The sequence below is a fragment of the Paenibacillus sp. J22P169 genome, assembly GCF_059691995.1.
The window spans coordinates 726,094-740,359 of sequence record NZ_JCAUAO010000002.1 but is presented as its reverse complement, the minus strand read 5'-3'; the positions used below and the strand labels follow the sequence as shown (position 1 = coordinate 740,359).

10 protein-coding genes are annotated in these 14,266 nt (G+C 44.2%); 1 reads left to right on the top strand and 9 read right to left on the bottom strand.

Annotated elements, in window-relative coordinates:
* Positions 1–27: 27 nt before the first annotated feature.
* The 8 genes from AC58QG_RS17345 to AC58QG_RS17310 form a co-directional block, all read right to left on the bottom strand.
* Positions 28–2,220: a hypothetical protein gene (locus AC58QG_RS17345; RefSeq protein WP_497363363.1), complete on the bottom strand. Its 2,193-nt coding sequence runs from the start codon at positions 2,218–2,220 to the stop codon at positions 28–30.
* 32 nt (positions 2,221–2,252) lie between these two features.
* Positions 2,253–3,641, bottom strand: coding sequence for an ADP-ribosylglycohydrolase family protein (locus AC58QG_RS17340; protein WP_497363476.1), 1,389 nt, complete (start codon positions 3,639–3,641; stop codon positions 2,253–2,255).
* Positions 3,642–3,676: 35 nt separating this feature from the next.
* Positions 3,677–5,290 carry an extracellular solute-binding protein gene (locus tag AC58QG_RS17335; RefSeq protein WP_497363362.1) on the bottom strand — a complete coding sequence of 538 codons (1,614 nt, stop codon included), beginning with the start codon at positions 5,288–5,290 and terminating at the stop codon, positions 3,677–3,679.
* A gap of 101 nt (positions 5,291–5,391) precedes the next feature.
* On the bottom strand, positions 5,392–6,261 hold the full coding sequence (locus AC58QG_RS17330; protein WP_497363361.1) for a carbohydrate ABC transporter permease: 870 nt from the start codon (positions 6,259–6,261) through the stop codon (positions 5,392–5,394).
* 9 nt (positions 6,262–6,270) lie between these two features.
* Positions 6,271–7,212, bottom strand: coding sequence for an ABC transporter permease (locus tag AC58QG_RS17325; RefSeq protein ID WP_497363360.1), 942 nt, complete (start codon positions 7,210–7,212; stop codon positions 6,271–6,273).
* Between the two features lie 159 nt (positions 7,213–7,371).
* Positions 7,372–9,642, bottom strand: coding sequence for a helix-turn-helix domain-containing protein (locus AC58QG_RS17320; protein WP_497363359.1), 2,271 nt, complete (start codon positions 9,640–9,642; stop codon positions 7,372–7,374).
* A gap of 194 nt (positions 9,643–9,836) precedes the next feature.
* On the bottom strand, positions 9,837–10,451 hold the full coding sequence (locus AC58QG_RS17315; RefSeq protein WP_497363358.1) for a PH domain-containing protein: 615 nt from the start codon (positions 10,449–10,451) through the stop codon (positions 9,837–9,839).
* Positions 10,452–10,522: 71 nt separating this feature from the next.
* Entirely contained in the window at positions 10,523–11,428 is a 906-nt protein-coding gene (locus tag AC58QG_RS17310) for a helix-turn-helix domain-containing protein (RefSeq protein WP_497363357.1), read from the bottom strand.
* A 107-nt stretch (positions 11,429–11,535) separates the two neighbouring features.
* Here AC58QG_RS17310 and AC58QG_RS17305 point away from each other — a divergent pair, with 107 nt between their 5' ends.
* Positions 11,536–12,318, top strand: a complete 783-nt coding sequence (locus AC58QG_RS17305) for a phytanoyl-CoA dioxygenase family protein (protein WP_497363356.1) — start codon at positions 11,536–11,538, stop codon at positions 12,316–12,318.
* Positions 12,319–12,793: 475 nt separating this feature from the next.
* Here the strand turns inward: AC58QG_RS17305 and AC58QG_RS17300 are convergent, their stop codons facing one another.
* Positions 12,794–14,221: a glycoside hydrolase family 130 protein gene (locus AC58QG_RS17300; RefSeq protein WP_497363355.1), complete on the bottom strand. Its 1,428-nt coding sequence runs from the start codon at positions 14,219–14,221 to the stop codon at positions 12,794–12,796.
* Between the last annotated feature and the right edge of the window lie 45 nt (positions 14,222–14,266).

The window sequence follows — 14,266 nt, the reverse complement described above, 5'->3', positions numbered from 1 at the left end:
TTGATATCCCAAGCAAAAGAACTGTGCTTACTTCGTTACTTTAACAATGAATACATCACTTGATGATGCTCCTGCCTCATTAACGAGCTCTGCGCGATACGCATATGTACCAACGCCTCGATTCGATAATTGAACTACGGATGATTGGGCGGCAGGTGTTTGCTGAGTCAACGTCTGTGTATGAACGAGCACGCCATTCTCGTAGAGGTTATAGGTCGAGCCGTTCGTCCCCCACCACATATTCATGCTAACCTTGTAGCTCCCATCCCCATCCCAATTGTCAGAAGAAAGCACCGCTTTCCCAGGGTCAGCATTCGTTACTTTAATCTCTCGCGTATCGCTTCTTGTCGTGCCGAATGCATTCGTTAGCTCCGCGTAGTAACGATAGCTGCCGTTCTTCTTGCCATATACGGAAGTCGTAACGGATTGCGCATTCGGTGAATCATCCTTCAGAATAACGGTATCAATTAAGACGTCATTCTCGTAAAGCTTATAAATTCTGCCGTTATTTCCGTAATACATATTCATTTTCACTTGATATTGACCATCTAGAAGTCCTGTATCATGTCCATTGTCATCGCTTAAAACTGGCTTGCCAGGCTTACCTTTACTTTGGGAGGTGATATTCGCCACTGTCGCAGTTGCTATACCGCGATTTCCTGACGCATCCACAAATTCAAAGGTGAAGGTGTCGTTATAAAGGAATCTGTAACTGCTTGACCCCTCATTATTCGTGATAGTCACAGCTTCGCTTGGTGTTATCGTTGCTGTCACTTCCTCTGCCCCAGGTTCAACCGTGCTGTATGTCACTGTTGCTGTAGGCGCTTTCGTATCTTTAAATCCAGCTCGAATGTAAGCATTGACCTGATAGGCTGTGTATTCAAGCGGCCATTCTTGTAGCCCACGATTTCTGGCTTCTGTTAAAAAGGCTTCCAAAGTTGCTGTTTTGCCTAGTGTGCCATGGTAGGAATCAACAGATCGCGTCGGGTCGTCCCAAGTGGGATTAGCCATATCCCCGATGCCGCCGCCCCAGTTATACTGGATATTCCCCTCATAATTGATTCCAGCGTAATTCCGAATGCCGACGTAGGAGCCTAGTTCTTTTCGATTAGCAACAATGTTGCCCTCTAGTGTGACCGTTCCGCTCCCCAGATCATCCAGCCATAGCCCCCAAACAGCCGCAGTTCTTGGTGCGGTGCTGTTGGTTGGATCCATCCTTTTTCCTGCCAAAATGACGTTATTCTTGGCATGTGCGAACGTTCCGGCTGCCAATGGCGTACCACTATAGCCCATCTGCAAACCGATGGAATTCTCGACAATCAGGTTATCCTCGTATAAGCCGCCTGGACGACCATGAATGCCATGACTGGAAGCACGCGCAATCACATTTCCTCGCACAATCACATGATTACCAACGTTGCTAGTCTGGATATACATATTGTGATTATATTGGTTGGCTCCAGCACCAGGTACAGCTTCATTCCAACCGTTGTGATCGAATAAATTCTCTTCCAAAAGAAGTCCGTCTACACTCGTAGCATAGATCCCTGATGGTCTAACCGCATTGCTGGTTGACGTATTCGGTGCCCAGACATCTGTCACGATCGATCTTCTTAGTTTAAAATTCTGGTATTTAAAGGTTGAAAAGTTCTGGACAATAATATCCGTAAACGACAATTTACAATCTTCAACCAAGATATTGTCCCCGCCGCCCACGAATCGCAAGCTTGCCATGGAGGTACCATTGAACGCAGGATCAGCGGGATCCATCTTATAAGCTACAATATGAAGCCCAATGATGGCCAAATTGGAGCGCACCTGACCATTATGGTCGATAAAATGAGTGCTAACCTTCAATTTCGGCCTTTCACCAGCGTCACCGTAATAGGAAAGTACGAGAGGTTCACTTGCACTTCTGCCCGATTTAAAGCGGCCTAACGTTTCGTCGGTCCATACATCTCCTCTTTTTAAAAGCAAATGATCCGGATACCCATCACGAACGATTGAGGCTGCTTTAGCAAGCGTTTTCACCGGTGTGGTAGTGGAAAGCCCATCCTGTGTATCATCGCCTTCAGAGCTGCTTACATACACAATCATGCTGTCTGCACTCGCACTGATTTCCGTCCAACCGCTAAAAGTTTGATTGACTTCCGCATGGACGATACTTGCGCAGGCAAGCATCGTTATCACTAAAAGCAGAGCTGATATCATTTTCTTCAAGGCTCGTTCCTCCTCCATATTGGAAAAGATACTTACGGTTCTAATCTCATTTTCTTAAACACACGAAAGCTCCGCTCAGCACATTCGGATATCGCAATTGGATGGAAGCCTGGGAGATTCGAATACAGTGTATCGTTCAAGGGCAGTGTCCACTGGGAGGGGATTTTTTGCGCGCCAAGGAAAGCGCCCATTATCGAGCCCACGGTTGCGCCATTGCAATCGGTATCCCAGCCTCCAAGTACTGCAGTTGTGATGGCCTTGGTAAAATCACCATCCCCATGAAGGAGTGCAGCTGTCACAAGTGCAGCATTATTGTTGGTGTGAACCTCATGATAATGGTTGAACGCATGCCAAATTCGCTCAATCATCTTCAATTGATCCGACGTGCTTTTGGCAATCTGGATGGCCTTGCGAATATCATTGGCTAGTCGGCAAGTTTGCGGAATTTCACTCAAGCCAATCTCAACGACTCTTTCCATATCCGTTTCAACGAAGGCCGCTGCTATCATTGCAGCAACGAACATCTCGCCATAAACCCCGTTCTTCACATGGGAGAATGAAGCATCTCTCCAGGCCAATTCTGCGGCCAATTCCGGATTCCCGGCAGCGCCGTAAGCCAATCCATCTGCACGAATCTGAGCTCCGATCCATTCGCGATATGGGTTCTGATGATGCCTCACCCAATTCAGCTTATCCTGCCAATCCTCTGGCTGTGTAGCACCCAGGTGATGTGTCACCTGGGCGAAATTCACATAAGCTTGGGTTTCGGCCGTGCATACCGACTGATAAGGCAATATTTGGTGCCATAGCTTGCCCACATCCCATGTGTTGAAATCCAAGCCATATTGTTCCAACAGAACCAAGCCTAGCACGGTATAACGAATATCATCATCCGTGGACATGAACTGAATCTGCTCTCGTGTCGAATGCACATTCGACGGACGGAGCGTGATCTCCCAATTCTCTTCTACCTTCGAGTGCATTGGCGCATAATTCGTTATGGGCCATGCATCAGCTCCCTTAAACCAGAGCTCGACGTATTTCCAACCTGGATGCCAGACATCCCCTTTCATGAACGGAGCCGTTTCGAAAGGCAGCCCCAGCGCACAGCCGGAACACCGACCTAGCCATGCGCCATGGAACTTATCCCTCCATTCTTCATCCGTAAAGGACGGGTTGCTTCTAAGCGGACTTTCCGGTCGCAGCTGCCTGATTTCTTCTAAAGCATTCGGCTCGTTGAAAGGGAATTCCGATTGAGGGCTTAGATGAGTTAGGGCTTGGTAAAATTCCGTTAACTCAATTTCCGTCCATTCTTTTGAAGCCGCCCATCGTGCTTCAAATTCCTTTACGTCACAGCCTTCTTCTCGCTTCTGCCGAATTTCTTCTCTTGCCAAATCTCTCAACTGCATCCAGCCAGCCAATATAATCACCTACTTTGACCATTTCCTAAAATCCCTTATTTCATATAGCGGCTGTAAGCCGATTGCTGCACCTCAGTGAATTCATCTACTCCCATATCTTTCAGCTTCTTCATGAAACCGTCATAGCTCTTCTCGACATCTTCCGCACCCATAATCCACTTCTGAACCATTTCTCTCACATAGGTATTAATCGCCACGGACAACTGATCAAATTTCTTCTTCTCATCTGCCGTATAATTTAAGATTGGGAATGGTTTCTTCATATACTGGTTTTTGGAGTAGTCTTCGACAGCTACGATGGAATCTGGTGTAGACACAAGTTTAGTGAACTCAAGCGATTGAACATAACCGAATTCATGCTGTGCACCGAACTTATACATATTTTCCAAAGGCGTACCTTTCATAATCTCAGGCATCATTTTAATTTGACCGTTTTCCTTCGTGTACGTTTGTCCTTCAACCCCGAAATTAGCCAAGCGGCTGCCCTCTTCCGAGAACCAGAAGTCCAAGTATTTAATCGATTCTACTGGGTATTTATTTTTCGCGCCAATGCCCATGCCATGATTACCGAATTTTTGCTGCCATGTTGACTCGACATGCTTGCCATTTACGTTTTGAGGAGGTGCAATGACGGCTAATTCAAAGCCTGGAACTTGCGTAGCTAATGAACGATTGAAATTCAATGTACTAGGGAAGAAGTCATGCGTTGATCCGCCTTTGTTCTCACCCAATAGGACGTCTCTGGCTTTTGCCCCTCTAGTAAAGATTTCAATGTCAATAAGTCCCTCTTTATACCATTTGGCAATATTGACCATTGCGTTCTTAAATTGCGGCTGCGTAGGTCCATAAGTAAGCTTGCCTCCAGACTCAGCCCATTGCAGCGTTAGATCTCCACCGTAGGTAGCGTCAAAGAACACAAGCAGATCATAGATACCGCTCGTATCTCTGCTGAAGTATGGAACTTCATCTGCTTTTCCATTGCCGTTCGGATCCTTTTCTTTAAACGCTTTCAACACGTTGTAATAGTCCTGATATGTCTTAGGAACCTGAAGATTTAGCTTCGTCAGCCAATCCTTGCGGATGAGCCAGCCTTTGCTTACACCGCTTCCATCATAGACGTAAGGAATGAAATACATTTTACCGTCAGCAGCTTTCGCATATCTTGCGTAGTCAGGGTCTTTATCCATAAACTTCTTAAGGTTCGGAGCGTTTTTATTAATCAAATCGGTTAAGTCCATCAATGCACCTTGCGGGCCATATGTTTTCATGGTTTCACGGAAACCGTGAACGATATCGGGAACTTCATTGGATGCGATCATCAGGTTGAACATTTCGCCACTTTTGGAGCCGCTGCTTGGTCCTGTGCCTTTCAAGTTCACATTCGTTAATTCGGCAGCCTTCTTGAACACCGCCCAGTTGTTATCAAACGCGAAGCGATCGCCATAATGCATATGTATTGTAAGATCAAGAGGCTTCTCACTCACCAGGCTGCCGGCTAATTTCTTAGGCTCTGGCGCTGCAGGCGCCTTGCTTGCTGCAGGTGACTCACTGCTGTTGCTGCTCGTGCTGCAGCCAACTAATCCTGCTGCAAGTCCCATAGTTAGTACCAACGAGATCCCTTTGTTCATGCGTGATTTTTTATTCTTCATTGATCTTAAACCTCCCATTATATGTTTATTATATATAAGAAAAACGTCATGTGACGTAATTCCATAAGTTAACAATCCCGGTCCTATGACCAAGAATTGAACTAGCCCTTCAAAGAGCCAATCATGACACCTTTTACAAAAAACTTCTGAACGAATGGATAGACAATCAGAATCGGCAGCGTCGCCACAATAATCGTGGCATAGATGACCGTTTCTTGCGCCGTGACACTTAAATCGCTCAAGTTCTTGATTTCGTCAGATACTTCCATTTGCACGACTAGCTTCTTCAGCAAAACCTGTAAAGGCATTTTCGATTCAGCCTTTAGCAGCACCATCGCCCAGAAATAAGAGTTCCAATGCCCAACTGCGTAGAATAGGCCAATTGTTGCCAACGCCGGCTTAGAAAGCGGGAGATAAATGCTCCAGAGAATTCGCCAGTCGCTGGCCCCGTCTACCTTCGCCGACTCTTCCATTTCCTCAGGTATGGCCTGCAGGAACGTTCTAAGAATGATGACATTCATCGTGGAAATCGCAAAAGCGAGCAAAAATCCTGTTCGGCTATTCAGCAGGCCCAAATCCTTAAGGTTCAAATAGGTGGGAATCATCCCTGCGCTAAACATCATCGTAAAAGCAATGAAGAAACCGATGGCTGTTCTGCCTATTAATCGTTTTTTGGACAGAGGATAGGCCCCCATCGTTGTAAAGAGCAGATTAACAAGCGTACCTGCTACCGTATAGAAGATCGTGTTGGCATAAGCAATCCAGAGCCCCTTCTCTGCCAACACCGTCCTATAGGACTCCCAGGTAATCCCTTTAGGCAGTAAAATGACATCGCCTCTTAAGACATACTGTGCCTTACTTATGGAGGCGGAGAATACATAAATGAAAGGATAAATCGCGGATAATGCCAGTAATGAAAGAAACAAATAGTTTATGACGGAGAAAATCTTTTCTCCTCTGGATAGTCTCATGTTAGTCACCTACCACAGTCCGTTGCCGGTTAATTTTTTACTAATTTTATTGCTTAGGAAAACCAGAACTAGACCTACTGTGTTGTTAAAGAGCCCCACAGCAGTGGCCAAATCATATTTGCCTTGGACTAGTCCCGAACGATAGGTATATGTGCTTAGCACGTCTGCCGTTGCATAGGTTGAAGGCTGATATAACAAAATGATGGCCTCATGTCCAACTTCAAGAAAGTTACTAATTCGGAGCAACAGCATAATGACAATCGTAGGTAAAATGCCAGGAATGGAAATATGCCACATCCGTTTCAGCTTGTTCGCCCCATCCATAGTTGCTGCTTCGTATAACTCCGGATTAACCCCTGATAAAGCGGCGATGTAGATGATGGCACCAAAGCCGACTTCCTTCCAGATCCCCATCGAGATAAAGATCGTTCGGAAATACTCCGGTATAGTTAGAAAGTAAATTTTGTCTCCGCCCAGCTTCTCAATCAGAATATTGACGAAACCATTCGTTGGAGCCAAAAAGTTAGTTACGAGCCCTGCGACAATGACAATGGAAATGAAATGCGGCATGTACGTCATCGTCTGAATAATTTTGGTAAACCAAAGCTTTCTCACCTCATTAAGGAGAAGAGCTAATAGAATAGGAGCTGGAAATGCAAAGATCAGGCTATACAGACTAATCAAAGCTGTGTTCGAAATGTTTCGTAGAAAATAGGGACTTTTGAAAAAGACCTCAAAATTTGCAAAGCCTACGAATGGGCTTCCCTTAATTCCCTTAAATAAGTTGTACTCCTGGAAGGCCACAATCAACCCGTACATAGGCTTATATTGGAACAGGAAGTACCACAATACGAATGGGGCCAATAATAGATATAAGGCGTAATCCCTTCTCACTCTACTCGTGATACCGTTTACATTTCTGCCAATCAATTCATTCACTTCCTTCTGCATACTGGATATGTGCTCATCGTTTGGTTCTTAGCTCAGTTATAAAGGTTGAATGGGTTCACCGTAAATCATTAATATTTGTGATGATCACGATCTTGTAGAACCGCAATATATCAGGATATATCGCCTATATATCCAAAAAAAACGAGATGCAGATGTGGGCTAGCCCGCATCTGCATCTCGTTTTTTCATGTATTGGCCTGGTGAAATCCCTTCGTATTTCTTAAAAATTCGGATAAACGTATTCGCGTTGTTGCATCCGACGAGCAATGCCAAATCCTGAATCTTGACATCATCTCGCTCTAACAATTCCTTCGCCCTTTTGACCCGATACATATTTAAATAATCTTTGAAATTTTCACCCGTATACTGTTTGAATATGACGCTGACGTAACTCGAGGATAGCTGCAGATATTCGCTTATATCCGTTAATCCAATATCTTTGTCATAATGATCACGAATATAAGCAACCATTTTATCCGTCAATACATGATCCAACTCTGCATTTTTAACTTCTACTTTATTCAGCAGCTCTCGGACCAAATCCATCATGGATTGTCGATACCCATCCACATGCTCCTGGTTTTGAAGCAAGCGAACCTGCCACTCTTGTCCAAAGATGTCTGAAGACTGTATTTGCAGCTGCAAGCACATCCGATTAATCGTGGTTATGAAAGCAAAAGTTAAGCTGCTAATATTCCCGCTTCTTGCATCCTCAGAGTCACAATTCCGGGCGATCAGTTGATTAATCAAGCTTTCGGATTCCTGCTCATCACCTGTCATAATCGCCTGAATGAGCTCACGTTCCGCCTCCAGCGGGTAATACAAATGGTTGGCAAAGGAGGCAGATCGATCTTCCTCGGAGATAACAGATTTTCGCGTAAATTCAAAGCCTAGCTCTAGCAAATACAAGCAATCTCTATATGATCTTTCGATATCCGCATACTCATTTACGGTACGACCTACGACGGCTTTCCATTTTAAAGGATAATTACGATCCATCTCTTGGATGTATTGATTACAGAACTTGGTCATGTCATCTACCGTTTTTCCACACACGAGAATCGCAAGACGATGAAAGTCTAAATCTACGACAAAGCCGTTTCCAGCATCTCGAAAATCTTCCTCTGCCTTCGCTATAAATTGCGATTTAAGTGCCAGAACACTTTCTCTCTCCATCGTGTCCAGCGATTTAATGTCTGTCATTTCAAATACGGCGACTGAACAAGGCAGCTCAATGACCTGCAGTTCCTGTTTCGACAGCTCTTCGCCAATAGCGGCATAGGAAACCTTGCCAATCAGCAAATCTCTTAAATATTTAGATTGTAAGGAACCTTTTTGATGTCTAATAATCTCCGTAAGCTCTTTGTTTGTACTTTGAAACGTATCTGTCACTGATCTAAGGAAGGAAAACTCATCTTCCTTTCCATGTACTTTTCTCCGATTGCCGGCTGCCTCATGATAATGAACTAACGTCCGGACGGGCTTATACGCGTTTCTTGCAAGCACAGCGGCTATGATGACTCCAGCGATCAGACAGAGTAATCCAATGATGAGCGAATTGCGAAGCACACCGTTGCTCACCCGCGCTGCTGCTGATTTATTAATAATGTAGCTATAATTCCAATCTTTCAATACTTTGCTGGACAACAAATAAAAGGTCTGATCCGCTTCGGGCTGCATCTCGACTTGGACGAACTGTTTGCCCGCATTATAAGATAATAATTGCTTATGTAAGAATACGCTTTGCTCCTTTAAATCTTTATCGCCTGTGTAGAAAAACATCATTTGATCCTTATACAAAATAGAGATCGCTTCATTAGTCAACTGACCTAATGCCGGTATGAACGCATCCGCCTTGAAGGTTACGAAAAAATAAACGTCTTGAGCGCTCGGCAGCTTAGCCTTTACAGCTAATTTCACCGATTGCGAGGCTGAGCTTTCTAATTCATAGATGGAGGTCGGCCTGCTCTCGGATGCTGGACCAAAGAGCTTCTGCGAAATTTGCTCTTTATTCAAGCCTTGCTCTTGAAGATATCTATCGGTATCAATCGTATAGTCTGGCGTAATGACCGTCCCTGAATTTTTCATCGTCATATCAATGCGAAAGCCAATGTTCGCATAAGCATCATTATTCGTCCTCAATTCCCCTAAGGCTAAGGTATTGAAGTAAGGATTTGTGCCATTCCCTCGGCTGTAATCTACGATCTTATCATTACTTTTTAATCGATTGATACTGTTTAGGGAAGATAGCAGCATGCCGTCAATTTTGTCGCGAACCTGCTCGATCAGCACACGTTGCTGCGCATCAATACGTTTGTCAGCAAATTCATTCTGATTGTAGTAATAAACCCCTGAAGTCACGGATGCATAGAGTAACGCTACGATAAAAATGACCAGAAGCAGCTTAAAATAATATTTCCCTGCTCTCATGTCATTCCTCCAGTCATCCATATTTGTTATGTACACACGGTTTGATAACGCTTACCTAAGGATTTTATATGCATTTTTTTAGATTATCAAGTTAAAAAAATAACCATTTTTTTGACTGATCTCGTTTTTATCTACTTTTTGCAGTCTACAGCAAACAAAAAAGCCTTGCAGCAGCAAGGCTTCTTTCATTTATTTTAGTTATTGATATAACGTTCGAAGATGGCACCGAAATCCTTGACCTTTAACTCCGTGTGCTTACCTTTCAACCAATTGTAGGTGGATTCGTTAATCGCATCGAATTGGGTGACTGGAGAAGTCGTTTGTGTTGAGATTCGGCCTGTTGCTTCCTTCGCAACAGCTACGCTTTGCTTGGCGTACTCGAATAACTCCGCGTTATGTGCTACCGTCTCCGAAATTTTAATCAATGCTTTGTACAAGTCTTTGATCTGTTCAATTTGTTTCTTATCCACATCAATAGAGAAGTTCGTATGACCGATAATGAACTTGATCTCAACGTCTAGATCGATCGTTCCTGCCGTTTCCATATACACTTCGGATATGGCATGTGTATGGTAGCTATAACGCTTCAGCACTCGCTTAGAGCTAATTGCACTATCTCCGTCCAAATGTATAAGGGCAAGATTGGTAAAGCAATATTCATCTTTCTTAGACTTGATGATGAAGAAGATTTTCTCGCCATCCTCATGCATCACATAATCATCAGAATCGACCTTATCGAAATCCGCTGGACTAATCACTTTACCGATATCGCTTAAGCCTAATGCATCTGCTGCAAACTTTTTGAACACTGGAATCATCCTCTCATTTTGTAGATTAACCCCTATTATACTTTATTGGTAGAAATCACATAAGTAGTAGATTATTCTCCATCATAACGCTTCTCTTTTTGGCGGAATCGACCTGGGGGCACCTTTTTCTCCAATAGGAACGTACGTGTAAAATAATGCACCGAAGAAAATCCAGTCATCTCTGCAATTTCCTTAATAGCCAAATCACTGCTCAGCAAGAGATGGGCTGCTTGTCGAATGCGTTCACTCCGGATGAAATTAGTGAAGCTCTCATGGATTCCCTCCGAGAATAGACGCGATAGATGACGCTCCGATACACTCAAATAGTTGGCAACATCCTTGAGTTGGAGTGCTTGGGAGAGATTGTCACGAATATAAAGCTTGGCTCGCCGCATCAAGACATGTGTACTTTTATGACGAATGACAGGCGACTTGGTCAGCGTTCCGAATATAGCTGGAAACGAAACTAGCAAGGCGTAGGCCACGGACTGAACAGCGGCAAAAGGAAGACTTCCATGCCCTTCTCGAATGAGAAGTGACCGCCATAATTGCGCCGTCGGTTGATCTTCAGCATCGTATACAATGACATCACCGTGGAGTGCAAGCTCATTGAAAGCTTCTTGCATCCTATATTCACTTAAGGTCTCATCTAGCTCGAAAGCAATATATAAAATATGTAACCCTTTTTCCGTACGAATCTGGTGGGTGATGCCAGGCTTAGAGCAAAAAAGAGTACCTGCACGTAGTGGATAGACCGTATCCTCTTCTGTATACTCCCCAACACCATCCAATATGTAACAGATTTCGAAAAAGGAATGCTTATGCGGCTGATTCTCAAACAAACAGGGATTCACACCCCAATAATGAACTTTAAAGCAGGCTTCTGATCCCTGAATAACGTTAACGGCTTCATTTAGCATCGAGAACGTCTCCTTGTGCAGATACATGGCATCACCTTTCAGAAATAATGTCCTCATTGTGCAAAAGTATGTCCTCTGTTGAAAAAGATTACTATAGCTTAATCTCCTATAATTATAGATAGAAAGCGGTATGAACAGCAACCACAAAATGGAGGCATGGTACAATGATACTATCCAAAGATGTCGATTTTTACAAAGAAAATGGCTACTTACTTGTCAAAGGGGTCTTCAATGAATCCGAAGTTGCTGAAATGAGAGAAGCTGTAGAGAAGATTATTGTGCGCGCAGCGCATGCGAAAGCAGATAGTAATGCAACTTGGCAAGGCGACTATCTGCCTGCTGAAGAACTGAAGAAGCTTGTTCTTAAAGGCTTTCATGATGTACATTACCACGATTCCGCATTCATGAGAGCCGTCATTCACCCTAATATGGTAGCTGTTCTTAGACAAATCATCGGGCCTAACGTTCAGCTTCATCATTCGAAAATGCTCGTAAAGCCGCCTGAAAACGGTGCTGCTTTCCCGATGCATCAGGATTATCCGTATTTCCCGCATGAGAAGCATACGATGCTCGCGGCAAGTGTCCATTTGGATCGCGCGGATGAAGAGAATGGCTGTCTGCGTGTCATTCCAGGCTCTCATAATTCGGGAAGCCTCCCCCATATCGGCACCTATTATCTGAATCACAAAGAATATCCGATTCATATGGGGACACCTTGTGAAGCGGAAGCAGGCGATGTCTTATTCTTTAATTATTTAACCATCCACGGATCTTCCTCTAATAAAAGCACAAGAACGAGAAGAAATGTGTTGTTTCAATATCGGGAGGCAAGTGATTTCCCAATTAATCAAGATCACTTTGATTGGGGCATGGGGTTGATGGTCAGTGGGGAAAATCCTAACTTCAAGAAAGTGAAGCCAAATTTCCACATTATCAAAGAAGCTTAATGCTTAGAGGAGTAAACTTTTAGAGGGTGTCCCAAGCCATGAAAATGACTAGGGCACCCTCTTTTCATTTTCGTAAAACAAAAAGAAACTGTTCTTTGGCAAAATGGAAGTGCGACCCATTCCTCAAAATCACCTTATTCGTCGTGTCGTGAATATAGCTGTGAGTCATGCAAAAATCCAAAAGTGCAATTTTTTTTATCGAATCAAACTCTCTATTTGAACTGCTCGCAAACGTGCAACTATTTCTGTCGGCACTCCTCATTTTGGCGATTTTCGGTCCTAAAGGATGCACTTTTGCACTAATTTATCTATGTTTAGTCTTTTTTCCCGAAAATGCGTGCTCTGTAGCAACTTTGATAACTGCAAGTCAATTAAACTTGATCAAATACAAAAAAATACAAAAAGGACCGCCGCAATTGAACGCAGGCAACGGTCTCTTCACAGTCACAGTCTCATTCTAATCGAAAGACGTAAGTCAGTTAACCCCAACCTTATCTTCTCTTACATAAGATGTCTGGTACCATAATGTGCGATATTCAAGTTGATGACCGGACCGCCAAGAATCCAGATAGAAAGGTACCGTGAAAAATTCGTAATGCCAGGTTGAAGTAAACTGCTGCCTTGTTATCGTTCTGGAAGCGAGGACTGCCCCTCCGTCACTTGCATCGACGACTTCCAAAGTGACAATGTCTAAATTATCCGCATTGTTGTTGTCGACCATCAATTTCCAAACTGCCGTATTTTCGCCAACATTCGTAACTGTCGTGTAAGGTCCGTATTGGATGTAGTTTGGCGAATCCAAGCCCGTGTCGGCAGACCAACCATCCGCATCCGCTCTGCCAATGACATGCCCCAGACTTTCAGCTTCCCAAGAATTCGTAATCCCGCCGTTCAATTCATTCGCGATACGAGCACGTCTCGTATGATTGTCTGATGAGCCTCCTCCAGGTACAACGCCACGGTAATAAATATAAGGTACCCCGCTGACTGTGATAAAAGCTGGACCGTCATTGCCGTAATAATTTTGAGTTTGCGGCAAAATTGGATTTTGCGAATACTTGCTCCAGCTGATCAAATCCGAGGAACGCGCCAAGCCGCTAGACCATTTGGCCGAGCCAAATGGCGCATCTGTACTGCCTTCATATACCATATAGTAGTATCCGTTTTCATAAATGATGTCCCGTTTACCAACAGTACCAGAATCCCAACCACTGCTGGATGTGTTAATAATCGGATTGGCAGCGTTCCTACTCAAGCTGGTTAACGAGGTTCCTGTCGCAACACCGACGCGGCAGTCCGTCCAGTCGTATCCGTGATAGAACAGATACCAGGTTGATCCTACCTTATAAAGACTTGGCGTTCCAACATTCGCTGACTCCCAGCCAGAAGTGTTGTGCGTAAGTATGCGCCCCTGCCGCGTAAAACTAGTTCCGTTCGTAGAAGTGGCGAGTCCTATATCGCCGGCCGATCCGTTACCCGTTCCTTCATATACCAAGTAGAAGGTTCCACTGTCGTACCAGATGCCAGGGAAGCTGGCCATGTTATCGTCCCATTGTCCGGAAGAGCCTACATCCAGCACAAGACCATGATCTGTCCAGCTCGTGCCATTCGTAGATTTGGCTAATCCGACTCCCATTTTTCCAGACCCATTAAGTTTGATGTAATAAGCCCATATTGTTCCGCTGATCGTAACGGTAGATATATAATGCATATCAAAGCTAGCACCCATGTTGTTATTTGTTTTATCCAGTTTCGCGAACGCTTCGTTCGCATTGAACATCGTGCTGACAGAAGCTGTATAACTACTGTTTGTGGCGAAGGATGCGGAACTTACTCCGAATAGTAGTGCGATTATGAGCAGCATGATCGTTACTGACCTTCCGAACCGAAACCGAACCTTCATAGAATCACTCTCCTTTTATTAAATGGAGTATCGAGTTGATGCCCT

Coding starts and splice junctions, on each gene's coding strand:
- AC58QG_RS17300 (WP_497363355.1), bottom strand. CDS start 14,221: ATGAAGGTTCGGTTTCGGTTCGGAAGGTCAGTAACGATCATGCTGCTC.
- AC58QG_RS17305 (WP_497363356.1), top strand. CDS start 11,536: ATGATACTATCCAAAGATGTCGATTTTTACAAAGAAAATGGCTACTTA.
- AC58QG_RS17330 (WP_497363361.1), bottom strand. CDS start 6,261: ATGAGACTATCCAGAGGAGAAAAGATTTTCTCCGTCATAAACTATTTG.
- AC58QG_RS17325 (WP_497363360.1), bottom strand. CDS start 7,212: ATGCAGAAGGAAGTGAATGAATTGATTGGCAGAAATGTAAACGGTATC.
- AC58QG_RS17310 (WP_497363357.1), bottom strand. CDS start 11,428: ATGAGGACATTATTTCTGAAAGGTGATGCCATGTATCTGCACAAGGAG.
- AC58QG_RS17335 (WP_497363362.1), bottom strand. CDS start 5,290: ATGAAGAATAAAAAATCACGCATGAACAAAGGGATCTCGTTGGTACTA.
- AC58QG_RS17320 (WP_497363359.1), bottom strand. CDS start 9,642: ATGAGAGCAGGGAAATATTATTTTAAGCTGCTTCTGGTCATTTTTATC.